At 66.1% G+C, this 26,569-nt stretch carries 30 protein-coding genes; 20 read left to right on the forward strand and 10 right to left on the reverse strand.

Annotated elements, in window-relative coordinates; translation table 11 throughout:
* The 7 genes from AC51BJ_RS12920 to AC51BJ_RS12950 form a co-directional block, all read right to left on the reverse strand.
* Positions 1-821 (reverse strand): citrate/2-methylcitrate synthase (locus tag AC51BJ_RS12920; RefSeq protein ID WP_496280486.1); only part of this gene is annotated, 821 nt, incomplete at its 3' end.
* A 50-nt stretch (positions 822-871) separates the two neighbouring features.
* Positions 872-1,132, reverse strand: coding sequence for an FAD assembly factor SdhE (locus tag AC51BJ_RS12925; RefSeq protein ID WP_019918352.1), 261 nt, complete (start codon positions 1,130-1,132; stop codon positions 872-874).
* A gap of 2 nt (positions 1,133-1,134) precedes the next feature.
* Positions 1,135-1,845 carry a succinate dehydrogenase iron-sulfur subunit gene (locus tag AC51BJ_RS12930; protein ID WP_019918353.1) on the reverse strand — a complete coding sequence of 237 codons (711 nt, stop codon included), beginning with the start codon at positions 1,843-1,845 and terminating at the stop codon, positions 1,135-1,137.
* A gap of 10 nt (positions 1,846-1,855) precedes the next feature.
* The gene (gene sdhA / locus AC51BJ_RS12935) at positions 1,856-3,643 is read right to left on the reverse strand and encodes a succinate dehydrogenase flavoprotein subunit (protein ID WP_496280487.1); all 1,788 of its coding nucleotides are present in this window, start codon (positions 3,641-3,643) and stop codon (positions 1,856-1,858) included.
* Positions 3,644-3,991 (reverse strand): succinate dehydrogenase, hydrophobic membrane anchor protein, encoded by a 348-nt coding sequence (gene sdhD, locus AC51BJ_RS12940; RefSeq protein ID WP_019918355.1) that lies wholly within the window; start codon positions 3,989-3,991, stop codon positions 3,644-3,646. It lies immediately after the preceding gene.
* On the reverse strand, positions 3,985-4,371 hold the full coding sequence (gene sdhC, locus AC51BJ_RS12945; RefSeq protein ID WP_019918356.1) for a succinate dehydrogenase, cytochrome b556 subunit: 387 nt from the start codon (positions 4,369-4,371) through the stop codon (positions 3,985-3,987). Before sdhC ends, sdhD begins: the two co-directional genes overlap by 7 nt.
* Before the next feature lie 54 nt (positions 4,372-4,425).
* Complete coding sequence (locus AC51BJ_RS12950) at positions 4,426-5,154, reverse strand: GntR family transcriptional regulator (RefSeq protein ID WP_019918357.1); 729 nt, start codon at positions 5,152-5,154, stop codon at positions 4,426-4,428.
* Positions 5,155-5,377: 223 nt separating this feature from the next.
* Between AC51BJ_RS12950 and AC51BJ_RS12955 the strand changes: the two genes are divergently transcribed.
* The 5 genes from AC51BJ_RS12955 (at position 5,378) to AC51BJ_RS12975 (ending at position 10,385) form a co-directional block, all read left to right on the forward strand.
* Positions 5,378-6,370, forward strand: coding sequence for a malate dehydrogenase (locus AC51BJ_RS12955; protein ID WP_024300454.1), 993 nt, complete (start codon positions 5,378-5,380; stop codon positions 6,368-6,370).
* Between the two features lie 126 nt (positions 6,371-6,496).
* The gene (locus AC51BJ_RS12960; RefSeq protein WP_496280488.1) at positions 6,497-7,489 is read left to right on the forward strand and encodes an HpcH/HpaI aldolase/citrate lyase family protein; all 993 of its coding nucleotides are present in this window, start codon (positions 6,497-6,499) and stop codon (positions 7,487-7,489) included.
* A 6-nt stretch (positions 7,490-7,495) separates the two neighbouring features.
* Positions 7,496-8,389: an adenylate/guanylate cyclase domain-containing protein gene (locus AC51BJ_RS12965; RefSeq protein WP_020164562.1), complete on the forward strand. Its 894-nt coding sequence runs from the start codon at positions 7,496-7,498 to the stop codon at positions 8,387-8,389.
* Between the two features lie 200 nt (positions 8,390-8,589).
* A complete protein-coding gene (locus tag AC51BJ_RS12970; protein WP_496280489.1) occupies positions 8,590-9,054 on the forward strand; it encodes a hypothetical protein in 465 nt (154 codons plus the stop codon).
* 155 nt (positions 9,055-9,209) lie between these two features.
* Positions 9,210-10,385 (forward strand): trans-sulfuration enzyme family protein, encoded by a 1,176-nt coding sequence (locus tag AC51BJ_RS12975; protein WP_496280490.1) that lies wholly within the window; start codon positions 9,210-9,212, stop codon positions 10,383-10,385.
* A 26-nt stretch (positions 10,386-10,411) separates the two neighbouring features.
* Here the strand turns inward: AC51BJ_RS12975 and AC51BJ_RS12980 are convergent, their stop codons facing one another.
* The 3 genes from AC51BJ_RS12980 to AC51BJ_RS12990 are packed head-to-tail and all read right to left on the reverse strand — an operon-like array spanning position 10,412 to position 13,612.
* Positions 10,412-11,971, reverse strand: a complete 1,560-nt coding sequence (locus AC51BJ_RS12980; protein ID WP_496280491.1) for a cryptochrome/deoxyribodipyrimidine photo-lyase family protein — start codon at positions 11,969-11,971, stop codon at positions 10,412-10,414.
* 2 nt (positions 11,972-11,973) lie between these two features.
* Positions 11,974-12,423 carry a DUF3429 domain-containing protein gene (locus tag AC51BJ_RS12985; RefSeq protein ID WP_496280492.1) on the reverse strand — a complete coding sequence of 150 codons (450 nt, stop codon included), beginning with the start codon at positions 12,421-12,423 and terminating at the stop codon, positions 11,974-11,976.
* Between the two features lie 7 nt (positions 12,424-12,430).
* Positions 12,431-13,612, reverse strand: coding sequence for an FAD-binding domain-containing protein (locus AC51BJ_RS12990; RefSeq protein WP_496280493.1), 1,182 nt, complete (start codon positions 13,610-13,612; stop codon positions 12,431-12,433).
* A 198-nt stretch (positions 13,613-13,810) separates the two neighbouring features.
* Between AC51BJ_RS12990 and AC51BJ_RS12995 the strand changes: the two genes are divergently transcribed.
* The 15 genes from AC51BJ_RS12995 to AC51BJ_RS13065 all read left to right on the forward strand — a co-directional run bounded on the left by AC51BJ_RS12995 (position 13,811) and on the right by AC51BJ_RS13065 (position 26,466).
* Positions 13,811-14,818, forward strand: coding sequence for a sulfate ABC transporter substrate-binding protein (locus tag AC51BJ_RS12995; RefSeq protein ID WP_496280494.1), 1,008 nt, complete (start codon positions 13,811-13,813; stop codon positions 14,816-14,818).
* Between the two features lie 18 nt (positions 14,819-14,836).
* Positions 14,837-15,430, forward strand: coding sequence for an NADPH-dependent FMN reductase (gene ssuE, locus AC51BJ_RS13000; protein WP_496280495.1), 594 nt, complete (start codon positions 14,837-14,839; stop codon positions 15,428-15,430).
* A 49-nt stretch (positions 15,431-15,479) separates the two neighbouring features.
* A complete protein-coding gene (locus AC51BJ_RS13005; RefSeq protein WP_496280496.1) occupies positions 15,480-16,460 on the forward strand; it encodes a sulfonate ABC transporter substrate-binding protein in 981 nt (326 codons plus the stop codon).
* A gap of 11 nt (positions 16,461-16,471) precedes the next feature.
* Positions 16,472-17,623: an FMNH2-dependent alkanesulfonate monooxygenase gene (ssuD, locus tag AC51BJ_RS13010; protein ID WP_430433895.1), complete on the forward strand. Its 1,152-nt coding sequence runs from the start codon at positions 16,472-16,474 to the stop codon at positions 17,621-17,623.
* A gap of 228 nt (positions 17,624-17,851) precedes the next feature.
* Complete coding sequence (locus tag AC51BJ_RS13015; protein ID WP_496280497.1) at positions 17,852-18,844, forward strand: aliphatic sulfonate ABC transporter substrate-binding protein; 993 nt, start codon at positions 17,852-17,854, stop codon at positions 18,842-18,844.
* A gap of 4 nt (positions 18,845-18,848) precedes the next feature.
* A complete protein-coding gene (locus tag AC51BJ_RS13020; protein WP_496280498.1) occupies positions 18,849-19,688 on the forward strand; it encodes an ABC transporter permease in 840 nt (279 codons plus the stop codon).
* A 10-nt stretch (positions 19,689-19,698) separates the two neighbouring features.
* Complete coding sequence (locus AC51BJ_RS13025) at positions 19,699-20,427, forward strand: ABC transporter ATP-binding protein (RefSeq protein ID WP_496280499.1); 729 nt, start codon at positions 19,699-19,701, stop codon at positions 20,425-20,427.
* 48 nt (positions 20,428-20,475) lie between these two features.
* Positions 20,476-21,447: an aliphatic sulfonate ABC transporter substrate-binding protein gene (locus tag AC51BJ_RS13030; protein WP_496280500.1), complete on the forward strand. Its 972-nt coding sequence runs from the start codon at positions 20,476-20,478 to the stop codon at positions 21,445-21,447.
* Between the two features lie 10 nt (positions 21,448-21,457).
* On the forward strand, positions 21,458-22,687 hold the full coding sequence (locus AC51BJ_RS13035) for an acyl-CoA dehydrogenase family protein (RefSeq protein ID WP_496280501.1): 1,230 nt from the start codon (positions 21,458-21,460) through the stop codon (positions 22,685-22,687).
* 9 nt (positions 22,688-22,696) lie between these two features.
* Positions 22,697-23,500, forward strand: a complete 804-nt coding sequence (ssuC, locus tag AC51BJ_RS13040; RefSeq protein WP_496280502.1) for an aliphatic sulfonate ABC transporter permease SsuC — start codon at positions 22,697-22,699, stop codon at positions 23,498-23,500.
* Positions 23,501-23,511: 11 nt separating this feature from the next.
* Positions 23,512-24,336 (forward strand): ATP-binding cassette domain-containing protein, encoded by an 825-nt coding sequence (locus AC51BJ_RS13045; RefSeq protein WP_496280503.1) that lies wholly within the window; start codon positions 23,512-23,514, stop codon positions 24,334-24,336.
* Positions 24,337-24,347: 11 nt separating this feature from the next.
* On the forward strand, positions 24,348-24,569 hold the full coding sequence (locus AC51BJ_RS13050) for a TOBE domain-containing protein (protein WP_019918379.1): 222 nt from the start codon (positions 24,348-24,350) through the stop codon (positions 24,567-24,569).
* 19 nt (positions 24,570-24,588) lie between these two features.
* Positions 24,589-25,257 (forward strand): RBBP9/YdeN family alpha/beta hydrolase, encoded by a 669-nt coding sequence (locus AC51BJ_RS13055; protein WP_496280504.1) that lies wholly within the window; start codon positions 24,589-24,591, stop codon positions 25,255-25,257.
* A gap of 114 nt (positions 25,258-25,371) precedes the next feature.
* The gene (locus AC51BJ_RS13060; protein WP_019918381.1) at positions 25,372-26,007 is read left to right on the forward strand and encodes a peroxiredoxin; all 636 of its coding nucleotides are present in this window, start codon (positions 25,372-25,374) and stop codon (positions 26,005-26,007) included.
* A 177-nt stretch (positions 26,008-26,184) separates the two neighbouring features.
* Positions 26,185-26,466 carry a DUF2325 domain-containing protein gene (locus AC51BJ_RS13065; protein ID WP_019918382.1) on the forward strand — a complete coding sequence of 94 codons (282 nt, stop codon included), beginning with the start codon at positions 26,185-26,187 and terminating at the stop codon, positions 26,464-26,466.
* Positions 26,467-26,569: the final 103 nt, after the last annotated feature.

Consider the following 26,569-nt stretch of genomic DNA (forward strand, 5'->3'; position numbering starts at 1 on the left):
AGGCAGGCCTCGTTCGCGCCACCGTGCGCCGGACCCCACAGGCAGGCGATGCCGGCGGCGATGACGGCGTACGGGTTGGCGCCCGACGAACCGGCCAGACGGACGGTCGAGGTCGAGGCGTTCTGTTCGTGGTCGGCGTGCAGCGTCAGGATGCGGTCGAGCGCCTTTTCCAGCACCGGGTTCGGCTTGTACTCCTCGCACGGCGTGCCGAACATCATGTACATGAAGTTGCCGGCATAGCTCAGGTCATTGCGCGGGTACATGAAGGGCTGGCCGATCGAGTACTTGTAGGCCATGGCCGTGATGGTCGGCATCTTGGCGATCAGACGATTGATCGAGATGTCGCGATGAGCCTGGTCCGAAATGTCCATGCCGTCGTGGTAGAAGGCGGACAGCGCACCAACCACACCGGCCATGATGGCCATCGGGTGGGCGTCGCGACGGAAACCGGCGTAGAAGCGGGCCAGCTGTTCGTGCACCAGCGTGTGGCGCTTGATCTGGCCCACATAGTCGGCCTTTTCGGCGGCGGTCGGCAGTTCGCTGTTCTTCAGCAGGTAGCACACATCGAGGAAGTCGCAGTGCTCGGCGAGTTGCTCGATCGGGTAACCGCGATACCACAGCTCACCCTTGTCGCCATCGATGTAGGTGATCGACGACTTGCAGCTGGCGGTGGAGAGGTAACCGGTGTCGTACGTGAACATGCCGGTCTTGCCGTACATCGTACGGATATCAACCACGTCAGGGCCAACCGTCCCGCTCATGATCGGGAATTCGGTGGTCTGTCCATCGATGGTCAGCGTGGCGGTGCGTTGATTTGTCATGTCTAACCTCTTCACTTCCTCAAAAAAGCCCGGGCCGAAACCAGTGCGCGTCAGACTGCGCGCAGCAGATCGACCATCCCCTTCAGGCGCGGCTCCTCACATTCTTCGCGCCCGCTGACAATCGCCAACAAGGTGATGTCGTCGTAATGGAGCAGTTCGAACAGCTCTGCCCTCTGTTGTTCACTCAACTCCTCCAGCAACCCTCCCTCGACGACGCGCTGCAGGACCAGATCGAGCTCGAGCAGCCCGCGCCGGCAATGCCAGCGCAGACGTCCCATATTGACCTGCTGGTCGTTGGCCGCGTCGTCCATGATCAGACTGCCCTGCGGACCATCATGTCCTTGATCTTGCCGATGGCGCGCGTCGGGTTCAGACCCTTCGGGCAGACATCGACGCAGTTCATGATGGTGTGGCAGCGGAACAGGCGATACGGGTCTTCCAGGTTGTCCAGACGTTCGCTGGTGGCCTGATCGCGCGTATCGGCGATGAAACGGTAGGCGGCCAGCAGACCGGCCGGGCCGACGAACTTGTCCGGGTTCCACCAGAACGACGGGCAGGAGGTCGAGCAGCACGCACAGAGAATGCACTCGTACAGGCCGTTCAGTTCCTCGCGGTCTTCCGGCGACTGCAGGCGCTCGCGCTCGGGCGGATGTTCCTCGTTGATCAGGTAAGGCTTGATCGAGTGGTACTGCTTGAAGAACTGGGTCATGTCGACGATGAGGTCGCGCACGACCGGCAGGCCGGGCAGCGGACGCAGCACCACCGGCGACTGCAGGTCCTTCATGTCGGTCAGACAGGCCAGACCGTTCTTGCCATTGATGTTCATCGCGTCCGAACCGCACACGCCTTCGCGGCAGGAGCGGCGGAAGGACAGCGAGTCGTCCTTGTCCTTCAGCTTGACCAGCGCGTCGAGCAGCTTGCGTTCGGTGCCGTCGAGATCGATGGAAATCGACTGCATGTAGGGCTTTTCGTCGCGGTCCGGGTCGAAGCGGTAGATACTGAATTCGACAGTACGGGCAGTCATGCTGTGATCCTCAGTAGGCGCGCTTCTTCAGCGCGATGGTGTCAACCGTGAGCGGCTTCATGTTCACCGGCTTGTACTCGAGCTTGTTGCCCTCGCGGTGCCACAGCGTGTGCTTGAGCCAGTTCACGTCGTCGCGGCCGTCCGGACGTTCCGGGGTGTCGGTCGCGTCGTCGCGCACATGAGCGCCGCGCGATTCGGTGCGCGCGTTGGCGGACACGATGGTCGCCTTGGCCACCTCGATCAGGTTGTCCAGTTCCAGCGCCTCCAGGCGGGCGGTGTTGAACACCTTGGACTTGTCCTTGATCTCGGTCGTGGCAGCCATCTTCTCGATGTCGAGAATCTTGCTCACGCCTTCGGCCAGCATGTCCTTGAAGCGGAACACGCCGCAGTGCGCCTGCATCGTGCGCTGCATGGCCAGACGGGTGGCACCGACCGCCGCACCATCCTTCTGGTTGTCCAGACGGTTGATGCGCGACAGCGAGTAGTCGGCAGCGTTGGCCGGCAGCGGCTTGTGTGCAGCCGGCTGCGCCTTGATGTACTCGACCATCGACTCGCCGGCCGACTTGCCGAACACCAGCAGGTCGAGCAGCGAGTTGGTGCCCAGGCGGTTGGCGCCATGCACCGATGCACAGGCACATTCGCCGGCAGCGTAGAAGCCCTTGACCGGCGTGCTCGGATTGCCGTCCTTCGGCACCACGACTTCACCGTTGTAATTGGTCGGGATGCCGCCCATCTGGTAATGGCAGGTCGGCACCACCGGCAGCGGTTCCTTGATCGCGTCGACACCGGCGAACTGGATGCCGATCTCGCGGATGCCCGGCAGGCGCTTCATGATGGTGGCCGGGTCGAGGTGGGTGATGTCCAGCATCACGTGGTCCTTGTTCGGACCGCAGCCGCGACCTTCGTTGATTTCGGTCACCATGGCGCGCGATACCACGTCGCGCGACGCCAGGTCCTTGGCGTTCGGCGCATAGCGTTCCATGAAACGCTCGCCCGAGGCGTTGCGCAGGATGCCGCCTTCGCCGCGCACGCCTTCGGTGATCAGCACGCCAGCACCGGCCACGCCGGTCGGGTGGAACTGCCAGAACTCCATGTCTTCCAGCGGAATGCCGGCACGCGCCGCCATGCCCACGCCGTCACCCGTGTTGATGAAGGCGTTGGTCGAGCTGTAATAGATGCGGCCGGCACCGCCGGTCGCGAACAGCACGGCCTTGGCGTGGAACACGAACACTTCGCCCGTTTCCATTTCCATCGCGGTCACGCCGACCACGTCGCCCTCTTCGTCGCGGATCAGGTCCAGCGCCATCCATTCAATGAAGAACTGGGTGTTGGCCTTGACGTTGCGCTGGTACATCGCGTGCAGCATCGCGTGACCGGTACGGTCAGCGGCGGCACAGGAGCGACGGACCGGCTTTTCGCCGAAATTCGACATGTGGCCGCCGAACGGGCGCTGATAGATCTTGCCGCTGTCCAGACGATCGAAAGGCATGCCGTAGTGTTCGAGCTCGATCACCACCTCGTTGGCCTTGCGGCACATGAATTCGATCGCGTCCTGGTCGCCGAGCCAGTCGGAACCCTTGACCGTGTCGTACATGTGCCAGTGCCAGTGATCTTCCTCGGAGTTGCCGAGCGAGGCGGCCACACCGCCCTGCGCCGCAACGGTGTGCGAACGGGTCGGGAACACCTTGGAAATCACTGCGGTGCGCAGGCCGGCTTCGGACAGCTGGATGGCGGCGCGCAGACCGGCGCCACCGGCGCCGACGATGACTGCATCAAACTTGCGGACAGGTACGCTCACTTACAGTCTCCAGAGAACTTGGGCTGCCCAGCCCAGATAACCGATCAGGGCAAGCAAGGTCACCGCATGCAGCACGACGCGCACGCCGGTGGGCTTGATGTAGTCCATATAGATGTCGCGCACGCCCACCCAGGCGTGGTACATCAGCGACGCGAAGAACAGGAAGGTCGCGAAGCGCATGAACCCACCTGCGAACAGACCGTGCCAGTTCTCGTAGTTCAATTCGCCCATCGACAGCACGCCGACCGCGAAGATGAGCGTGTAGACCGCCATCACGACGGCCGTGATGCGCTGACCCAGCCAGTCCTTCAGCCCGTAGTGGGCACCGACAACGACACGATTCACCACAGTTTCACCCCCAGGATCACGGTAAGCGTCAGGCTCACGACCAGCACGGCGACCGAGCTCTTGCGCGCGGTGGCGAGTTCGAGGCCCTTGTGCATGTCCAGCAGCAGGAAGCGGACGCCGGCACAGAAGTGATGCAGGTAGGCCCACATCAGGCCGAGAAGCAGAAGCTTGGCCAGCGGATGACCGACCACCGCGCTGAACGACTCGAAGGTGTCCGGCGAACCCAGGCTGGCGTCGAACAGCCACAGCAGCAGCGGCAGACAGAGGAAAAGGCCGGCACCGCTGATGCGGTGGAGGATGGACACGATGCCCGGCAACGGCAGGCGTATCGCCGTCAGCTGGAGGTGCTTCGGTCTGGTCTTGCTGGCTGTATTGGCCATCTGGCTCGCTCTCCTGGAAAAAGTCGTGTCACATGCCGGTCGTCGCCGGCTCCGTCAATTCAGGTTGTTCAGGTAATAGTGGTCCGCCGTCGAACACAGTCCGCGGCGCCACTCGACCGGCTTGTCGTCATAGGTATAGGCAACGCGCTCGACCGACAGCAAAGGGCTGCCTTCCTGCACTTCGAGGTAATCCGCACTCTGGCGGTCGGCCGCGACCGCGCGCAGACGCTCTTCGGCGCGCACCATGCGCACGCCGAAACGGGTTTCGAAGAAGGAATAGAGCGAACCCTGCTGTTCCTTGAGCACATCGAGGTTGAGCCCCGGAAACAGGTCGCCGCGCAGATAGATTTCGTCGATCACGACCGGCTTGCCGGCGAACTTCAGCAGACGGCGCACGATGATGATCTGCGAGCCGACCTCGACGTCCAGCGTGCGGGCCACTTCCTGGCCGGCGCGCGCGCGCCAGCATTCGAGCGGCACGCTCTGCGAGGTTTCTATCGTGCCGTTGATCGGCGCGAGACGGAGAAAACGGAAGAATGCGCGGGGATCGTGATGCGTCGCAACAAAGGTACCCTTACCCTGTTTGCGCACCAGCAGGTTGTCCGCCGCCATCTCGTCGATGGCCTTGCGCACCGTCCCCTGACTCACGTTGAAGCGCTGGGCGAGTTCGGTTTCGCTCGGGATCGCCTCACCCGGACGCCATTCGCCACTCTGCAATGCCTGCGTGAGCAAGCCGCGTATCTGTCGATACAGCGGGCTGAAGGTGGGGGATTCCTGTGCCATGCAACAATTTCAGCACAGAAATCCTGTCACGTCTACATCGTGTCTGATGTCTTATATATGATATAAATTGATGCCGTGCAAAAACGCACTTTCCAGCCGGCCAGCCCCGGTTGCGAACGCCGATTTTTGTGCTGTGTGTCAAAACCGCCGCGGGTCGACCATAATTCGGCCCGCGCACAACGCACTGATAACGCCCCGTCCCATCCTCAGACAGGAGACCACCATGTCAAAGACGCCCCTTCGCGTCGCGGTGACCGGCGCTGCCGGTCAAATCGGCTACGCCCTGCTGTTCCGTATCGCCAGCGGTGAAATGCTCGGCAAGGACCAGCCGGTCATTCTTCAACTGCTCGACCTGCCGCAGGCCCAGAAGGCGCTGACCGGTGTGATGATGGAACTGGACGACTGCGCCTTCCCGCTGCTCGCCGGCATGATCGCCACCGACGACCCGAATGTCGCGTTCAAGGACGCCGACTTCGCGCTGCTGGTCGGTGCCCGCCCGCGCGGCCCCGGCATGGAGCGCAAGGATCTGCTGACCGAAAACGCCAAGATCTTCACCGTGCAGGGCGCGGCCATCGGCCAGAACGCATCGCCGAACTGCAAGATCCTGGTGGTCGGCAACCCCTGCAACACCAACGCCTACATCGCGATGAAGACCGCCGCCAAGGCCGGTGGCCGCGTGCCGGCGAAGAACTTCACCGCCATGCTGCGTCTGGACCACAACCGCGCGCTGTCGCAGCTGTCGGCCAAGATCGGCCGCCCGGTGTCGTCGTTCAAGACGATGACCGTGTGGGGCAACCACAGCCCGACGATGTACGCCGACTACCGCTTCGCCACCTCGAATGGCGACAGCGTCGCCCAGCTGGTGAACGATCAGGAGTGGAACGCCAAGACCTTCCTGCCGACCGTAGGCAAGCGCGGCGCCGCCATCATCGAGGCCCGTGGCCTGTCGTCGGCCGCCTCGGCCGCCAACGCCGCGATCGACCACATGCGCGACTGGCACCTCGGCTCGAACGGTGACTGGGTCACCATGGGCGTGCCGTCCGACGGTTCCTACGGCATCCCGGAAGGCCTGGTGTTCGGCTTCCCCTGCATCTGCGCCAACGGCGAATACACCATCGTCAAGGGTCTGGAGATCGACGAGTTCTCCAAGCCTTACGTCGCCAAGACGCTGGCCGAACTGGAAGAGGAGCGCGCCGGCGTCGCCGACCTGCTCTGATCTGCCGGTCATGTGCGCCCGTTCCGGATCACCCCGCTCTGCCGGGTCGATCCGGGGGCGTACAGGCTTGAATCGAAAGAAGCGGCCCGGTAACGTGGCCGCTTTTTTTATGCCGGAGTTGTCCGCATGAATGCTGCCGTCCATCCGCGCGAGGTGCTTTACAAGGGCGACAAGCCCTTTCCCATCCTGCCCGCCGTCGACCACTACGCCGGCTCCGAAAAGCTGATGCGTAAGGCGCTCGCGCTGCAGGCCGAACTGGGTCCCATCTTCGACGTCACCTGCGATTGCGAGGACGGCGCGGCCGCCGGCAACGAGGTCGAACACCGCAAGCTGTGCGCGTCCGTGATCGCCGGTGAGGACAACCGTTTCAACCGCGTCGGCGTACGCATCCACGACGTGACGCATGCACACTGGAAGGCCGACATGGACGTCATCGTCGGCGAAGCCGGCGACAAGCTTGCCTTCATCACGCTGCCCAAGGCGCGCTCGGCCGACGACGTGCGCGTGCAGCTCGACTGGCTGCGCACCTGCGAAACGATGGCCGGCCTGAAGCGCAGCATTCCGGTGCACGTGCTGATCGAAAGCCACGGCGCGCTGCGCGAGGTGTGGAACATCGCCGCGATGGAACGCGTGGAATCGATCGACCTCGGCCTGATGGACTTCGTCAGCGCCCACCACGGCGCGCTGCCGGGCGACGCGATGAAGAGCCCGACCCAGTTCGAACACCCCATCATCGTGCGCACCAAGTGCGAAATCGCCGCCGCGGCGCACGGCTGCGGCGTGGTGCCGACGCACAACGTCACCACCGAAATCCGCGACGTCGACTTCATCCGCAACGACGCCCGCCTCGCACGCCGCCAGTTCGGTTTCATGCGCATGTGGAGCATCCACCCGAACCAGATCCTGCCCATCGTCGAGGAGATGCGGCCCGACTTCAGCGAGGTCGAGGACGCGATCGCCATCCTCTGCGGTGCGCAGGACGCGAGCTGGGGGCCGACCCGGCACCACGACACGCTGCACGACCGCGCCTCCTATCGCTACTATTGGGAACTGCTCGCCCGCGCACACGCCACCGGCGTCGTCCTGCCCGACGACGTGCGCAGCCGCTTCTTCGCATAAGGAATCATGGCCCGCGTACCGCCCGTATCGAAGGAATGCGCCGTGCTGTTCGCCGATCTGGTGGGCAGCACCCAGCTCTATGAGCGCATGGGCGACACCGCCGCCTTCGCGCTGATCGACCGCTGCCTGCGCACCATGCGCGACTCGGTCATCGGCAGTTCGGGCCGCGTGATCAAGATGACCGGCGACGGCCTGCTCGCCACCTTCCGCGCCTGCGACCACGCCGCCGACACCGCGCTGGCCATCCACCGCGACATCAGCGGCCTGCCGCTGGCCACGCACTTTTCGCTCGGCGTGCGCACCGGCTTCCACTTCGGCCCGGTCATCGAAACCGGCGACGACATCTACGGCGAATCGGTGAACATCGCCGCCCGTCTGTCGGAACTGGGCAGCCATGGCCGCGCAATCGTGTCGACCGAAGCCGCGGTGCGCCTCAGCGAGCACTTCCAGCACATGGTGCGGCCAATGCCGCCACGCGTCGTCAAGGGTGTCGCGCGTTCGGTCGAAATGTGCGAACTGCGCTGCGAGCACTCAGAGCACGTCACCCATGTCGGCGGACTGAACTTCAGCAGCGGCAAGCTGGAAATGCGCGTCTATCACGGCGGCCGCGTCTGGCTGCTCGGCGCCGAACATCCGCGGCTGCGCATGGGCCGCGACGCCGGCGTCGACATCCTGGTCAAGGACGCCCGCGCCTCACGCCAGCACTGCGACCTCGAATTCCGACGCGACCGCTTCGTGCTGACCGACCGCTCCAGCAACGGCACCTTCGTCACCATCGAAGGACGCCACGAATTCGCGCTCACCCGCGAGGAGGTCGTCATCGACGGCCACGGCTGGCTCGCCTTCGGCTCACCACGCAGCGCGGCGAGCGACGTGGTCGAGTTCTTCTGCCTGGGCTGAAAACGCCCCGTTCTCAGATTCGCCGACCGAGCTCGGCGGCGCAAGGTTGCAGTCCCGGGAATCGTAAATTTTTGTCATTGAGCAATGACGAAGCGATTCACCGCTTATAGTCCGCGCGCCCCGCGAAATTCAATTCTTTTTGCATATAACTAAAGTAGTACATCACAACCGGCGGGGCACTTCATCATGAGGACCCACCCTTGAAGACCACCCTTCCCTTTCTGCTCCTGAGCGCCTCGCTGTTCGGCGGCTGCTCGACGATCACGTCCAGCGAAATGCAGACCGTCACCCTCAGCGCACGCACGCAGGACGGCGATGCGGTTCCCGAAACCAAGTGCACGCTGAAGAACGACAAGGGCAGCTGGACTGCAACCGCCCCCGGCAATGTCATGATCCGCCGCTCGGCCGAGGACCTCAACGTCGAATGCAAGAAGGACGGCATGAGCGACGGTTTCCTGCGCGCGATCTCGCGTTCGGCCGGCAGCATGTGGGGCAACATCATTTTCGGCGGTGGCATCGGCGCCATCATCGATCACAACAAGGGCACCGGTTACAACTATCCGAACGACCTGCCGGTCCGCATGGGCGAATCGGTCACCATCGACCGCCGCGACGAGAAGGCACCCGCGGAGCAGACGGTCGCGAAGTCGCCGGCTGCCTACTGACCTATCGGAAAGCGGATTCATGATGAACAGCTTGTGTGAATTCGCAGCACTCGTCTCCGCAGCGGAAGACCGGATCAGCCACCCGCGCTGATCCGGCGACACCGGCAACGCGGGCGGCGTATTCTTGCGGTCTCATCCCGCAAGGAAGGCCGCCCATGTCCAGCAACAAGAACACACGCCTTGCCACCCGTGCGATCCATGGTCACACCGCCGGTGACGCCTACGGCAGCCCCTACCCGCCGATCTACAACACCACCACTTTCGGTTTCGATTCGACCGCCGATCTGCTTGAGGTGATCGACGGCCGCAGGCGTGGCGGGCTGTACACGCGCTACGGTCTGAATCCGACGATACAGGCGGTCGAGGAAACGCTTGCCGGTCTGGAGTCGGCCGAGGCGGCCTGGGTGTTCTCGTCCGGCATGGCGGCGCTGAGCGCGCTCTTCCTGACGCACGGACGCAACGGCATCGTCTGCTTCGGCGACGCCTACGGCGGCACGCTGGAACTGCTGGAACAGCAACTGCCGGGCCTCGGCCTGCGCACGCACTGCATCCTCGGCAACGAGCACGACAGGCTGGATGCGCTACTGGCTGACGGTGTGAAGCTGGTGTTCTTCGAAACGCCGACCAACCCGACGCTGGACATCGTCGACATCCGTGCGCTTGCCGCCAGAGCGCACGCGCACGGCGCACTTGTGGCCATCGACAACACCTTCGCCTCGCCAGTGAACCAGCGCCCGCTCGAACTGGGCGCCGACATCGTCATGCACAGCGCGACCAAGTATCTGGGCGGTCACAGCGATCTGACTGCCGGTGCTTTGATGGCCAGCAAAGACCTGCTCGAACCGATCCAGGCCTGGCGCAAGAACCTTGGCACGGTGCCGTCGCCGGAAACCGCCGCGCTGCTGTCGCGCAGCCTGCGCACGCTGGTCGTGCGCGTGCGTCAGCACAATGCCAACGCGCAGGTGGTGGCCGAGGCGATGGCGCGCCACCCGAAGATCGCGCGCGTGCATTACCCGGGACTGCCGGACGCACCGGGCCACGCGCTGGCCAAGGCGCAGATGGATGGCTTCGGCGGCATGCTGAGCATCGTCGTGCGCGGCGACGGCGCCGACGCCACCCGCGTCGCCGACCGGCTGCGCCTGATCAAGCTGGCGCCCAGTCTGGGCGGCGTCGAAAGCCTGGTCACGCAGCCCTGCACCACCACCCACCACGGCATCGCGCCGGAAGAACGCGCGCGGCGCGGCATACCCGATTCGATGCTGCGCCTGTCGATCGGCATCGAGGACGCCGATGACCTGATCGCGGATCTGGTGCAGGCTCTCGGGGACTAGAGGGGTCAGGGGTCAGGGGTCAGGGGTCAGAAGCCGAAACCCATCTGGCCGCCGTCGTCCGCCTTCGTCTTCACCTTGCGCCCAGGGCGTCGACGGCCTTCCCTGTCCGGGTTGCGACTGCCGTGCTGCACCAGCACGCGTCGTGCCTCGGCCGCCGCCTCAGGCTTCTTCCTGACCGCCCACACGGCGTCGCGCGCATGGCGCGCGGCGACGATGTGGTCGACCACCGGCGCCGGGTAATCACGTCCGATCAGGCATCCCGCTTCGCGCTGCTGCGCGACACTCATCAGCCAGGGCTCGGCCAGCAGCGACAGCGGCACGCGCGCCAGTTCGGGCAGCCAGCGGCGCACGAAAATGCCTTTCGGATCCTGGTCCAGCTGCTGCTTCACCGGGTTGTAGATGCGCAGCGTGTTGATGCCGGTGACGCCAGACTGCATCTGTACCTGCGGCCAGTGGATGCCCGGTTCGAAGTCGGTGAACATCCGCGCCAGATGCAGGCCGGGTTCGCGCCAGTGGTTCCACAGCTGGTAGGACGAGAAGGCGACCAGCATCGCGCGCATGCGGAAGTTGATCCAGCCGGTCGCATTCAGCGCCCGCATGCAGGCGTCGATGAAGGGATAGCCTGTTTCGCCGCGGCACCAGGCGCGCTGCCGTTCGATCGAGAAGTCTGCCTCGCGCAGACCGTCGTACAGGCGGTGCACCGCGCGCAGTTCGATCTGCGGTTCCGACTCCAGCTTCTGGATGAAATGGCAGTGCCAGTGCAGGCGGCTCTCGAACGATTTGAGGCCGGCGAGCACCGCCTGTGCGTGCGCGCCCGGCGGCTGCGCGAGCCAACGGGCGCGCTCGCGCCACACGGCATGCACGACCTCACGCAGCGACAGCGAGCCGAAGGCGAGATGCGGCGACAGGCGCGAACAGTCGTGCGCACCGCTGAGCGGGCTGGACATGCCGCGCCGGTAGCGCGTCACGCGATGCGCGAGGAAGTCGTCCAGAATCTGCCGCGCATGCGCCCTGCCCGCCGGCTGGCGCGCTTCGATGTCGGTCGAGCGCAGGCCCAGCTCGGCCGCAGTCAGCGCACGTTGCAGGCTGGCCAGCGGCACGCGTGCCGCCGTGACGCGCGGCGGTGGCGGCAGTGGCGCGGGTGTCATGCGGCGCATCCAGCGATCCGACCAGGTGTCGCGGTCGCTCAGCCGACGCACCACGCCGCCGCTCGGCAGTTCGCGCCAGGCCACACCGTGCTGCCGACACCAGGCGGCAACTGCGCGGTCGCGCTCGAAGCTGGCCAGATTGCCGGTCTCCTCATGGCTCCACAGTCCATCGATCCGCGCGGACGCGTGCAGCCGGTCGAGCAGCGCCGGCATGTCGCCGTGCAGGCGCAGCAGCGGCAGGCCGAGCGCATGCAGCCGACGCTCTAAATCGTCCAGCGCCTCGTTCAGGAAGCCGACGTGGCGCGCGTCGACGTCTGGCTCGGCAAGCAGTCGCGGCTCGTAGGCGTAGAGCGCCAGTACCGGCCCCGCCGCTGCCGCGGCACAGAGCGGCGCGTGGTCGGCGACGCGCAGGTCGCGCTTGAACCAGACCACCTGCATGGTCAGGCCATTGCCAGCGCAGACAGCAGCAGGCAGACCGTGACGATGGCACTGAGCAGCGTGCGCAGCTGCATGAACCACGGCTCCAGCGACAGCAGACGCGACAGTCGCCCATCCATCCACCAGCAGGCAGGCACCGTCGCCGCCAGCACCCACAGTCCGGCCGGCAGCGGCAGCAGCAAGGCGCACCAGGCGACCAGCGAGGGCATCACCCCCCAACCGAGGGCGCGCCACTGCGCCGTCGCGTCGAGCGCGGCGTCGCGCATCGCCAGCCCCCAGTGCAGCGCGCCGATGAAGCTGACGATGGTGGCGCCGTAGGCGAGCTGGGCGTGCGCAAGCGACGCGCGCTGCGCATCCAGGGCGAGGATGGCGACGGTCAGTCCGACGAATGGAATCAGGCCGGCCAGCCCGAGCAGCCGGGCGGGATGGCGAGCGGCGACGTTCAATGTCATGGAATCCTCAGAGGTGCCAGGGCCGGGGAGTCGCGGCCTTTGGCGCGACGGTCTGCCAGAAACGCGTGAATGAGGGCATCGGCTGCGACGGGTCGTCGAACTGCCGCGCAACCGGCTCGCACAGCACGCCGGCGGCACGCATCGCCTCGGCATAGCCCGGATTCAGCGTCTGCATCGACGACAGCCTGACCTCGCCCAGGCGTTCGCGCAGCGCGCGCGCATCGCCGACCACGATGCCGTCGCAGGCGGCACGCATGCGGGTGAGCACGAAGCTCCAGCGCTTTTCGCTCCACGGGAAGCGCGCGTGGAAGGACGGCTCCAGCCAGCCGATCACCCGGCCCTGCGGCGGCGCGCCCAGCGCCCACGGATGCATGATCCAGCACTCGCGGCGGTCGTTGCGCAGGCCCCAGATATCCGGGTCGGGCACCACACCCGGCGCCGGTTCGACCACGCCCGGTGCGTACCCAGGCTCGGGGCCGCAGTCCGGCGATTGCCGTGCGATGCGGTCGAGCACCTCGTAACCGGCGTCGATCACCGTACCCGGGCTGGCCAGATCGGGCGCGTAGCGGGCGACGTTCTCCGCGTTGAACAGATAGGGCTTGCCGGTCAGCGTGCCGGCCACCCACTGCCAGGACAGCGTGTTCGACGCCAGATCGCCGTCGAGCAGGTGGCGGTACATCCAGTCGGCGCCGGCGCGCCAGTGCGTCTTGCGCACGTGCACGACGTAGCTGGCCAGCCACATGCGTGCGTGATTGTGCAGATAGCCGGTGTCGTACAAGGTGCGCACAGCGCTGTCGATCACCGGCACGCCGGTGCGCGCCGCGCGCACGTCGTCCGGTACCACTGCGGCGTAGTCCGAGGCCGGCGGCTGCCGGCGCGGTTCGAAGATGCCCTCGCCCCAGTGGCGCCAGAGATGTTGGAAGTACTCGCGCCAGGCCAGTTCGAACACGATCTTGTCGTCCGCCGACAGTGCGACGCGCTGCGACAACCGCTCGACCACCTGCGGTACATCGACGAAGCCGTGCGTCAGATAGGGCGACAGCCGCGTCACCGCGCCGTCCAGGTGATTGCGCGTGCGTGCATAGACGCCCGGGCGGATGGCGTCGATACGCGCCAGCGCGGCCCGCAGTGTCGGTTCGAAATCGTGGTCGGCCGCGTCGCGCGCGAGAGGGGTGAAGAGGTCGGTCATCGGCAGCATCCTTTCGTGCCACAGACCACTGCCACGCCGGAAAAATCCCGTGCGTGTTCGCGCTTTCGCTTCCCACTCCGCTGCAAATGCTTTGCACGAATCCGCTGCAAAGCAGCGCAGTTTTAATTGGTTCGCTTCGCGCGGCCCGCTGCCTAGAGTGCGCTCCATCGCATGTTTCCCAACACGGAGCCACACAAAATGAAAACGACCCTGCGCACCCTCGCCGCCAGCCTGCTGCTCGGCACCACGCTGATCGCCAATTCCTTCGCCGCCGACATCACACTGCTGAACGTGTCCTACGACCCGACGCGCGAGCTCTATCAGGACTTCAACAGCGCCTTCGCCAAGCACTGGAAGGCGAAGACCGGCGACAACGTCACCATCAAGCAGTCGCACGGCGGCTCCGGCAAGCAGGCGCGCTCAGTCATCGACGGCCTCGAAGCCGACGTGGTGACGCTGGCGCTGGCCTACGACGTCGATGCGCTGCACCAGAACGGCAAGCTCATCCCGGCTGACTGGCAGAAGCGCCTGCCGCACAACGCCTCACCCTACACCTCGACCATCGTGTTCCTGGTGCGCAAGGGCAACCCGAAAGGTCTGAAGGACTGGAGCGACCTGGTGAAGCCGGGCGTCGAAGTGATCACGCCGAACCCGAAGACCTCGGGCGGCGCCCGCTGGAACTATCTGGCCGCCTGGGCCTACGCGCTGAAGCAGCCGGGTGGCTCGGACGCCACCGCCAAGGAGTTCGTCAGGAAGCTGTTCGCCAACGTGAAGGTGCTCGACTCCGGCGCACGCGGCTCGACCACCACCTTCGTCGAGCGCGGCATCGGTGACGTGCTGATCGCGTGGGAGAACGAAGCCTATCTGGCGGTGAAGGAACTGGGTCCGGACAAGTTCGAGATCGTCACGCCCTCGCTGTCCATCCTGGCCGAACCGCCGGTCAGCGTGGTCGACAAGGTGGTGGACAAGCGCGGCACCCGCGCCGTGGCGACCGCCTATCTTGAATACCTGTACAGCCCGGAAGGTCAGGAAATCGCGGCGAAGAACTACTACCGCCCGATCGACCCGAAGGTCGCCGCCAAGTACGCCAAGACCTTCGCGCCGGTGAAGCTGTTCACCATCGACGACGAGTTCGGCGGCTGGACCAAGGCGCAGAAGACCCACTTCGCCGACGGCGGCGTGTTCGACCAGATCAGCGTGCGCTGAACACCGCCAGGAACCGCAATGTCCATCCTGTTCATTCAGGGCAGCCCGGTCGAGCCTTCGCGCTCGGCCGCGTTGTCGGGGTTCGTCGCGGCGGAAATCCAGCGCCGCGGCATCGACAACAGCCGCCTGAAGCTCACCGACCTGCCTGCCCAGGCGCTGCTTAACGCGAAGTTCGGCGACCCGCAGATCCGGATCGCCAGCGATCGCGTGGCCGGCGCCACCGCCATCGTCATTGCGACACCGGTCTACAAGGCGGCCTACAGCGGACTGCTCAAGAGCTTCCTCGACCTGCTGCCGCAGAACGGACTCGAGGGCAAGGTGGTGCTGCCGCTGGCAACCGCTGGCAGCCCGCACCACGCACTGGCGCTCGATTACGCGCTGCGCCCGGTGCTGCAGTCGATGTCGCCTTCGCTGGTGCTGCCCGGTGTGCATGCCACCGACGCCACGGTGGGCAAGTCGGACACCGGGGATTACGTGCTGTCGGCCGAAATCATCGACCGGCTCGCTCAGGCGACGGATCGGCTGATCTACGAGTATCGCGCACTGCTGGCTCGCCGCCCTGAACCCGCGGTCGATCCGGTGCCCTTCGATCAGGTCCGCTGCAGCGTCTGAACCCGACGCTCCGCCCGCCCCTTCCTGAACCCCACAAAGGAATCCATCGATGCCCTCCTTCTCCTCCCTGCCCTTCATTTCGCGCCGCAAGGCGCTCGCCTGGCTGATTGGCGGCGTGCTCGCCGCATCGGCCGCCCTCGTCGCCCCCCACGCCGCGGCAGCGCAGACACTGCGCATCGGCTACCAGAAATCGGCCAGCCTGCTCACGCTGCTCAAGGCCCAGGGCTCGCTGGAGAAGCGTCTTGCGCCGCTTGGCGTCGAAGTGAAATGGGTCGAGTTTCCGGCCGGTCCGCAACTGCTCGAAGGCCTCAATGTCGGCGCGGTCGACATCGGTGCGGTCGGCGAGGCACCGCCCATCTTCGCCCAGGCGGCCGGCGCCAACTTCATCTACGCGGGCTATGACCCGGCCTCGCCGGAGGCCGAAGCCATCGTCGTGCCGAAGGATTCGACGATCCGTTCAGTGGCCGAACTGAAGGGCAAGCGCGTCGCGCTGAACAAGGGCTCGAACGTGCATTACCTGCTGGTGAAGCTGCTGGAAAAGCACGGTCTGAAATACACCGACATCCAGGTGGTGTTCCTGCCGCCGGCCGATGCCCGTGCCGCATTCGAGCGTGGCGCAGTCGATGCGTGGGCGATCTGGGACCCCTTCCTCGCGGCCACCGAGAAGCAGATCGGCGCCCGCGTGCTGGCCGACGGCAGCGGCGTCGTGAACAACTTCTTCTACTACCTCGCCGCCCGCGACTATGCGAAAGCCAACGGCAGGGTGCTCGACGCGCTGTTCGACGAGATCAACAGCAATGCGGTCTGGCTGAAGGCCAACATCAAGGAGGCCGCCGCCCGCATCGCGCCGGAACAGGGGCTGGCGCCCGAGGTGGTCGAACTGGCACTGCGACGCTACCAGTTCAACGCGAAGCCGGTGACCGACGCCATCCTCGCCGAACAGCAGAAGCTCGCCGACACCTTCTTCGAACTGAAGCTGATTCCGAAACGCATCGAGGTCCGCCAGGCCTCGGTACTCGCCACCCGCTGAAGGTCCGCATCATGAATGTGTTCTGGTTCATCCCCACCCACGGCGACAGCCGCTATCTGGGCACCGCCGAGGGCGGACGCCAGGTCAGCCTCGACTACATGAAGCAGGTAGCGATCGCCGCCGACACGCTGGGTTACGACGGCGTGCTGCTGCCCACCGGCCGCTCCTGCGAAGACGCATGGGTCACCGCATCGGCGCTGATCGGCTTCACCCAGCGCCTGAAATTCCTGGTCGCGCTGCGCCCGGGTCTGACCGCGCCGTCGGCCGCCGCACGCATGGCCGCCACCTTCGACCGCCTGTCCGGCGGCCGCCTGCTGATCAATGTGGTGACCGGCGGCGACCCGACCGAGCTGGACGGCGACGGCATCTTCAATACGCACGACGAGCGCTACGAAATCACCGACGAGTTCCTGCGCATCTGGCGCGGCATCCTGGCGAGCGCACACACCGGCGAAGCCATCGACTTCGAGGGCAAGCACCTGTCGGTCAAGGGCGGCAAGCAGCTCTACCCCACCGTTCAGCGCCCGCATCCGCCGCTGTGGTTCGGCGGCTCGTCACCCGCCGCGCACGAACTGGCGGCCGAACAGGTCGATGTCTACCTGACATGGGGCGAACCGCCGGCCGCGGTGGCCGAGAAAATCGCCGACATGCGCCGCCGCGCCGCCGCCCACGGCCGCACGCTGCGCTTCGGCATCCGCCTGCACGTGATCGCGCGTGAAACCACGGAGCGGGCGTGGCAGGCGGCGGAAGACCTGATCCGCCATCTCGATGACGTCACCATCGCCGCTGCGCAGAAGAAGTTCGCGCAGATGGATTCCGAAGGGCAGCGTCGCATGGCCGCGCTGCACGGCGGTCGGCGCGACAAGCTCGAGGTCAGCCCCAATCTGTGGGCCGGGGTCGGCCTGGTGCGCGGTGGTGCCGGCACCGCGCTGGTCGGCGACGGCCCGACGATTGCCGCACGCATGAAGGAATACGCCGACCTCGGCATCGAAACCTTCATCCTGTCCGGTTACCCTCATCTCGAAGAGGCCTACAACTTTGCCGAGCAGGTGTTTCCCCACCTGCCACGCGCACAGAAAGAGGGCCTGCCGGGCTTCAGCCTGTCCGGGCCCTTCGGCGAGATCGTCGCCAACCATTACGTGCCGGCTGCATCGGCGAGCTGACACCCTGCGTCGCAGCACCCTGAAGGCCATCGTCCCACACCGGGGCGATGGCCTTTTTCCTTGCCCCGACGTCGATCCGCTTATCACTCGAACGGCAAAACTCCGCAGCGTGCATGCGCAAATGCAGCGCAGATTTAATTGGTTTGAGTGCGCATCCCCCACCCCTAGGATGACCTTCAGACGCGCGACACAGCGCGACCACCCTCCGGACCGCACAAAAGGAAAACCATGAGCACTGCACGTTCCCGCAACCGCCGCCTGCTGATCACAAGCCTGCTCGCCGCCACGCTGCCGCTGACCGGCTTCGCCGCTGGCGACGCGCCGAAGGAAATCCGCCTCGACTACGCCTACTACTCGCCGACCAGCCTGGTATTGAAGCGCTTCGGCTGGCTGGAAGAGGCCGTAAAGCCGGCCGGCATCGAGGTGAAATGGACGCTGAGCCAGGGCAGCAATCGCGCGCTGGAATTCCTCAACAGCGGAGCCATCGACTTCGGCAGCACCGCCGGCCTGGCCGCCGTGCTGAGCCGCGCCAACGGCAACCCGATCCGTTCGGTCTATGTGTATTCGCGACCAGAGTGGACCGCACTCGCCGTACCCAAGGATTCAACCATCAGATCGGTGGCCGAGCTGAAGGGCAAGCGCGTCGCCGCCACGAAGGGCACCGACCCCTATCTGTTCCTGCTGCGCTCGCTGCACGAGGCCGGGCTCTCGCGCAACGACGTGGAGATCGTCCACCTGCAGCATCCGGATGGCCGCGTCGCGCTCGAACAGAAGCGCGTTGACGCCTGGGCCGGCCTCGATCCGCATCTCGCCGCGAGCGAACTGGAAGCCGGCTCGAAGCTCATCTACCGCAATGTGAACTTCAACACCTACGGCTTCCTGAACGTGTCGGAGAAGTTCCTGAAGGCACATCCGCAGCAGGTTAAGACGGTGATCGCCGCCTACGAGCGCGCCCGCCGCTGGGTGATCGCCAATCCGGACGACGCCGCGAAGCTGCTGGCCGAGGAGGCGAAACTGAACCTGGCGGTGGCCCAGGCGCAACTGAAGCGCACCGATTTTTCGAATCCGCGCATCGGCCGCGAACACCACGACGCGCTGCGCGCCGCAGCACCCATCCTGGTCGAGGAGGAACTGGTGCGCAAAGGCACCGACGTCGCCAAGGTGGTGACCGAACTGATCGACCCGACCCACGCCGCCGCCGTGGTTGCAGCCAAGGACTGATGCCATGAACACCGCTGCCCGCACCTCCTCCCTCCAGGCGACGGTGTCGTCCGCGCGGCCGGCCGTCCCCGCCGGTCGCGCCGGGCGTCCCCACCCGGCGCTGGGCTGGGTGCTGCCCGCGCTCGCGCTGCTCGCCTTCGAAGTGCTGGTGCGCAGCGGCGTGCTGGCCGCCCACCTGTTCCCTGCGCCGAGCGAAATCGTGCGCACGCTGTTCGACCTGGGCAGCGGCCTGGCGTCGCATATCGGCGTCAGCATCGCCCGCGTCGCCGGTGGTTTTGCGATCGGCGCCTCGCTGGCGGTGGTTGCCGCCGTCGTGGTCGGGCTGGACCGCCGTGCCGAAGCGCTGCTCGACCCGACCTTCCAGGCGCTGCGCGCCGTGCCCAGCCTGGCCTGGGTACCGCTGCTGCTGCTGTGGCTGGGCATAGACGAAACGCCCAAGATCACGCTGATCGCGATCGGCGCCTTCTTTCCGGTCTATCTGAACCTGCTGTCGGGCCTGCGCAATGTCGACCGCAAGCTGGTCGAACTGGGCGAGGTCTACGGTCTGAGCCGAAGCGCGCTGGTCCGCCGCATCCTGCTGCCGGCGTCGCTGCCAAGCCTCTACACCGGCCTGCGCGTCGGCCTGAGCCTGGCCTGGATGTTCCTGGTCGCGGCCGAACTGATCGCCGCCACCCGCGGCCTGGGCTATCTGCTGACCGACGGCCGCGAAACCTCGCGACCGGACATCGTGCTCGCGGCCATCCTGCTGCTCGCGGTGCTCGGCAAGCTGTCGGACAGCGTTCTCAAATCACTCGAGAAGCGCGCGCTGGTCTGGCGCGATGCCCTCGAAACCCGACTGGCCTGAGGGGCGCACGATGACTGCATTGCTCGATGTGCATGTGCGCACCAAGCGCTTTGCCGATCGGCTCGTGCTGGACAACTTCTCGCTCGAACTGGAAGCCGGCGAGATCGTCAGCCTGGTCGGCGCCAGCGGATGCGGCAAGAGCACCCTGCTGCGCATCGTTGCCGGCCTGGACCGCGAACACGATGGACAGGTGCGGCTCAACGGTCAAGCGCAGCACGGCATCCACCGCGACATCGGCTTCATCTTCCAGGAGCCGCGACTGCTGCCTTGGCTCACCGTCGCGCAGAACGTCGGCTTCGATGCCGACGCCCGGCGTGCGAGCGACCCGCATGTGTTTTCGCTGCTGGAGGAAGTGGGACTGGCGCAGGTGGCCGACGCGCTGCCGAAAGCGCTGTCCGGCGGCATGGCGCAACGGGTGGCGATCGCCCGCGGCCTGTTCAACCGGCCGCGCCTGCTGTTGCTCGACGAGCCCTTCAGCGCGGTCGATGCCTTCACGCGGATGAAGCTGCAGGAGCTGCTGCTGGCCATCGCCCGCGAACACGGCACGACGCTGCTGCTGGTCACCCACGACGTCGACGAAGCGGCCTGGCTGTCCGACCGCGTTGTGGTGATGGGGAACGGTCGTGCGCTGGACGAAGTGACGATTACCGAACAACGCCCGCGTCATCGCCGTTCGCAGACGCTGGCCGATGCCCGCAACACGATTCTCGAAATCCTAGAGGGCGCGCAAGTCGTCTGACGTGCGCCGCACTCGGTACCCGGAAAACACCAGAAAGAGAACCTTGCAATGAACACTCGCTTCACACTTCGCCGCAACGCCTTGAAGGCACTCGTAGCCTTGCTGCCGGCCCTTTCGGTCGGCGGCGCATTCGCACAGGACAAGCCGACCACCGTACGCATCGGCTACCAGAAGTCATCGACGCTGATCACCGTGCTGAAGACCCGCAGCACGCTGGAACAGAAGCTCGCGCCGCTGGGCGTCAAGGTGAGCTGGCACGAATTCGCCAGCGGTCTTCCGCTGCTCGAGGCGCTGAACGTCGGCAGCGTCGACGTGTCGGCCGACGTCGCCGACACCGTACCGGTGTTCGCTCTGGCCGCCGGCGCCAACCTGACCTATGTCGCACAGGAGGCGCCCTCGCCCACCGCCCAGGCCATCGTGGTCAAGGCCGATTCGCCGATCCGCAGCGTGGCTGACCTGAAGGGCAAGCGCGTCGCCTTCGCCAAGGCCGCCGGCGTGCACTACCTGCTGATCGCCGCGCTGGAGAAGAACGGACTGAGCTTCAAGGACATCCAGCCCGCCTACCTCGCGCCGGCCGACGGCCGCGCCGCCTTCGAGCGCGACAGCGTCGACGCCTGGGTGGTGTGGGACCCCTTCCTGTCGGCCGTGCAGCGCCAGGCCAAGGTGCGCGTGCTGGCCGACGGAACGAACCTCGCCCAGTACCAGCGCTACTACCTCGCCTCCACACCCTTCGCGCAGGCACGGCCGGACGTGATCAAGGTGATCCACGACGCGCTCACCGAAACCGGCAAGTGGGTGAAGCAGAGTCCGAAGGATGCGGCCGCGCTGCTGGCACCGGTGTGGGGTCTGGATGAAGCCACGGTCGAACAGGCCAACGGCCGTCGCAGCTACGACGTGCGCCTGGTGCAGCCGGAGCGGCTGCAGGAACAGCAGGCCATCGCCGACACCTTCACCCGCGAGGGCCTGCTGCCGCGCAAGGTGAATGCCACCGCGGTGCCGGTCTGGAAACCCGCGCTCTGAGGCGACATCGATGAATGCTCCGGACACCACCCGCCAGCTCGAACGCAGCGAGGCTGACCACCTGTTCGACCGAGACTTCGGTGCTCACACCGAAGCGGTCGAACGGACAGCACGCGGGCTCGAAGCCACCGCCGCCGAGCGCGACCGCGCCGGCGGCACCGCCTGGACCGAACGCCAGCTGCTGCGCGACAGCGGCCTGCTCACGCTCGCGGTACCAGCGGAATTCGGCGGCGCCGAACTGCCCTGGCCGCAGATCTACGCCATCGTCCGTCGCTTCGCCGAAGCCGACAGTTCGCTCGCCCACCTGTTCGGCTTCCAGCACCTGCAGGTGGCCAGTGTGCGGCTGTTCGCCAACCCGGCGCAGCAGGCCCGCCTGCTCGGCGATACGGTGGCGAAAGGCTGGTTCTGGGGCAATGCCACCAACGGTCTGGACACACGCATCCGGCTCACGCCGGAAGGTGACCACTTGGTGCTCAACGGCGTGAAGTCCTTCTGCTCCGGGGCCACCGGCGCAGACATGCTGAACGTGACCGCGCCGCGCGGCGACGATCCGGCCGACCGCGTGTTCATCAGCCTGCCAGCCGATCGTGCCGGCATCACGGTGCACGACGACTGGGACAACCTCGGCCAGCGCCAGACCGACAGCGGCAGCGTCACCTTCGAAAACGTGCGCGTCGAGACGGACGAAATCCTCGGCCCGCCGGGCACCCGCGGTACGCCACGAGCGACGCTGCGCACGCTGGTGTCGCAGCTCATCCTGACCGAGATCTATCTCGGCAACACGCAGGGCGCGCTGCGCGCCGCGTGGAACTATGTGCAGCACGAGGCGCGCCCGTGGTTCTCCAGCGGCGTGGCGCGCGCCGCCGACGATCCCTACGGTCAGGTGCGCTTCGCCGAACTGTGGATCGGCTACCGCGGCGCGCTGGCGCTGGCCGTCCAGGCCGAGCAGGCGCTGCAGCAGGCATGGGAACGTGGCGACGCACTGAGCGCGCGCGAACGCGGCAAGGTCGCCCTGCTGATCTGGCAGGCCAAGATCGCCGCCGGCCGCGCCGCGCTCGATGTGACGTCGCGCATCTTCGAGCTGATGGGCGCACGCGCCACCGCCGCCCGCTACGGCCACGACCGGTACTGGCGCAACGTGCGCGTGCACACGCTGCACGACAACCTCGACTACAAGCTGCAGGACATCGGCCGCTGGGTGCTCGACGACACCGTGCCCGAACCTTCCATCTATTCCTGACGACACGACATGAGTACCCGAGATACCTCTCCCATTGCGTCGCTGGCCTCGCGCCTGTGGCAGAAACTGCTGCCGTGGAGCCTGCCGGTCACACTGGTCGTGCTTTGGCAGATCGCCGCCCAGACCGGCTGGCTGTCCAGCCGCGTGCTGCCGGCGCCGCTCGACGTGCTGAAAGCCTTCTGGACGCTGGCGGTCAGCGGCGAACTGTGGCGCCACGTGCTGGTGAGCGCGCAGCGCGCGCTGTCCGGCTTCGCGTTGGGCGGTGGCCTCGGCCTGCTGCTCGGCCTCGCCACCGGTTCGTGGAAACGGGTCGAAACCCTGCTCGACACCACCGTGCAGATGATCCGCAACATTCCGCCGCTGGCGCTGATCCCTCTGGTCATCCTGTGGTTCGGCATCGACGAGACGGCCAAGCTCTTCCTGGTGTCGCTGGGCGTGTTCTTCCCGGTCTACATCAACACCTTCCACGGCATCCGTTCTGTCGACGCCGGCCTGATCGAGATGGGCCGCTCCTACGGTCTGCGCGGCTGGGCGCTCTACCGCGACATCATCCTGCCGGGCGCGCTGCCGTCCATCCTCGTCGGCGTGCGTTTTTCGCTCGGATTCATGTGGGTCATCCTGATCGTCGCGGAAACCATTTCGGCGCAGGAAGGCATCGGCTACATGACGATGAATGCGCGCGAGTTCCTGATGACCGACGTGGTGCTGGTCGGCATCCTGCTGTACGCGCTGCTCGGCAAGCTGGCCGATCTGCTGGCCCGCTCGCTGGAACGCGTGTGGCTGTCATGGCACCCGAACTACCAGACCCGTTGAGGAGCCCGACCATGTACTTCTCACCGGAAGAGAACAGCGAAGTCAGCGCTGCCGAACGCGTGATCAACGGCGCGGCCGTCACGCTGCGCGGCATCGGCAAGGCCTTCGGCGACCGCCAGGTGCTGCACGGCATAGACCTCGACATCCGTCCGGGCGAATTCGTCGCCATCGTCGGCCGCAGCGGCTGCGGCAAGAGCACGTTGCTGCGCCTGCTGGCCGGCCTCGACCACGCGAGCGAAGGCGAACTGTCGATAGACGGCGGCGCCGACGACGTGCGCATCATGTTCCAGGAAGCGCGTCTGCTGCCATGGAAGCGCGTGCTCGACAACGTGTCACTGGGCCTCACACCAGCCTTCCGCCGCCGTGCCCGCGAGGTGCTGGCGCGTGTCGGCCTGGCCGACCGCGAACGCGACTGGCCGTCCCAGCTGTCCGGCGGCCAGCGCCAGCGTATCGCGCTGTCCCGCGCACTGGTGCACTCGCCGCGCCTGCTGCTTCTGGACGAACCGCTGGGCGCGCTCGACGCGCTCACCCGTATCGAGATGCAGCAACTGATCGAGTCGCTGTGGCTGGAACAGGGCTTTACCGCCATCCTGGTCACGCACGACGTGCAGGAGGCCGTGGCGCTGGCCGACCGCGTGCTGCTGATCGAGGACGGCGCGATTGCGCTCGACCTCGACGTCCGCCTCGCCCGGCCGCGCGAGCGCGCCAGCAACGGCTTTTCGGCCTACGAGGCACGCATCCTTTCGCGCGTGCTCAGTGCGCCGCCCATCGAATCCCCCCATGCGTCACCGGACGCATGGACACCGGGCATCGCCCATATTTCGTTCGCAATCTGAAAGGAAGCACCATGGCCATCACCGCAATCAATGTACGCAATCAGTTCAAGGGCAAAGTGAAGGAGATCGTCCGCGGCGACGTGGTCAGCGAAGTCGATGTCGACACGCCGGCCGGCATCGTCACCTCGGTCATCACGACGCGCTCGGTCGACGAGCTGGGCCTGAAGCCGGGCGTCGAAGTGGTCGCGCTGGTGAAGTCGACCGAAGTGTCGATCGCCCGCATCGGCAGCTGATCGCGAGCAGCGCATCGCCATGACATCCACCGTCCTCATTATTCCCGGACTTCAGGGCATGCCGCCGGGACACTGGCTGTCATGGCTCGAAGACGAACTGCCCCAGGCGCGCCGCGTGCCGCACGACGAGTGGAGTTCACCGGTGCTGGCACACAGAACGGGTCGCGTGAAGCAGGCAATCGCCCGCTCGGCCGGCCCGGTCTGGCTCATCGCGCACGGCTTCGGTTGCCTCGCCGCCATCATGGCCGCCTCCGACCGGACCGATCGCGTCGCCGGCGCGCTGCTGGTGACACCCGCCGACCCCGAACGCTACGGTGCCGACGGTCCGCTGGTCGAGGGTGAAGAGACGATACCCCGCAAGCCTTCGATCTCCGGACTGCTGCCGCAGACGACATTGGGTTTCACCTCGCTGGTGATCGCCAACGCCGACGATCCGGACATGCGTCTGGTCACTGCCAGCCAGTGGGCCGAGAGGTGGGGCAGCCGACTGCTGCTGACCAGCGCGCTGGGCAATATCGACCCGACCGTTCATCAGGGCGCCTGGCCGCAATGCCTGCGCCTGTTCCGACTGATGCATCATGCACAACGTGACCTTCCGCTGGGCAGCTTCGCGGAAGGAAACGAACCGGCCCCGCGCCGGCACGGCTGGCTGGCAAAGCTTCGACGCCAGTCGCGGGCGACGCTTTGATGCCGCTGCACGCCGAAGCATTCGGGCGAGCATTGACGTGCGCCGTCCCCCGACGACGGCAACCGACACCCGACGCCAGCAGACCCTGCACTTCTTGAATGAAAGGACCACATCATGACTCTCAGACTGGGCGACATCGCCCCCGACTTCGAACAGGATTCCAGCGCCGGCCGCATACGTTTCCATGAATGGCTCGGCAACAGCTGGGGTGTGCTGTTCTCGCATCCGGCGGACTTCACGCCCGTATGCACCACCGAACTGGGCCTCACCGCCAAGCTCAAGGGTGAATTCGACAAGCGCGGCGTCAAGGCCATCGCACTGTCGGTCGATCCGGTCGAGTCGCACACGCGCTGGATCGCCGACATCAACGACACCCAGAACACCACGGTGAATTTCCCCATCATCGCCGACGGCGACCGCAAGGTGAGCGAGCTGTACGACATGATCCACCCGAACGCGAATGCCACGCTGACTGTGCGCTCGCTGTTCATCATCGATCCGAACAAGAAGGTGCGCCTCATCATCACCTACCCGGCGAGCACCGGCCGCAACTTCGACGAAGTGCTGCGCGTGATCGATTCGCTGCAGCTGACCGACAAGCACTCGGTAGCCACCCCGGGCAACTGGAAGCACGGCGACGACGTGGTCATCGTGCCCTCGCTGCAGGACCCGGACGAGATCGCGCGTCGCTTCCCGGCCGGTTACAAGGCGGTGCGTCCTTATCTGCGCCTTACGCCGCAACCGAAGTAAGCGACGGCTGCGACAGCGACAAGGCCCGGCTTCTGCCGGGCCTTTTTTCGTCCTCCATCGCGGCGCGCATATGCATCCTGCGGCAAAGCTGTGCAGAAGAAGCAGCGCAGAACAATTCAGTTCCCCGGGCTGCGAGCCGCCCGTAAGGTCGAGCCATCGCAATCCGGAGTGCATCAAATGGCCATCCTTGTCGTCGGCGGTGACCACCCCAATCAGTTCGCCGACTCGGCACGCGAAGCCGGCGTCGACCGCCTGCATCACTGGAGCGGCCGCCGCGCCGCCGACCACCACCAGCCGCTGCCGCGCGACCTGCGCGGCATCGTGCTGCTGATCGACCACGTCAATCACGGCATGGCCGCGCGCGTACGCAGGCTTGCCAGCCAGCACGGACTGCCGGTCGTCTACAGCGCGCGCAGCCGGTCGCAGATACGCAACGCGCTGTCACGGCTGGCGGCCTGAGCCCAGTCGGGAACTGCATCACGGCCGCGGCCTGCGCCGCGGTTCCGCGTCACGGAAACGCAAGGCGGCGGACGCTATAGTCGCCGGGTACGCCGGAGCACCC

Source organism: Methyloversatilis sp. S146-33 (assembly GCF_059552495.1).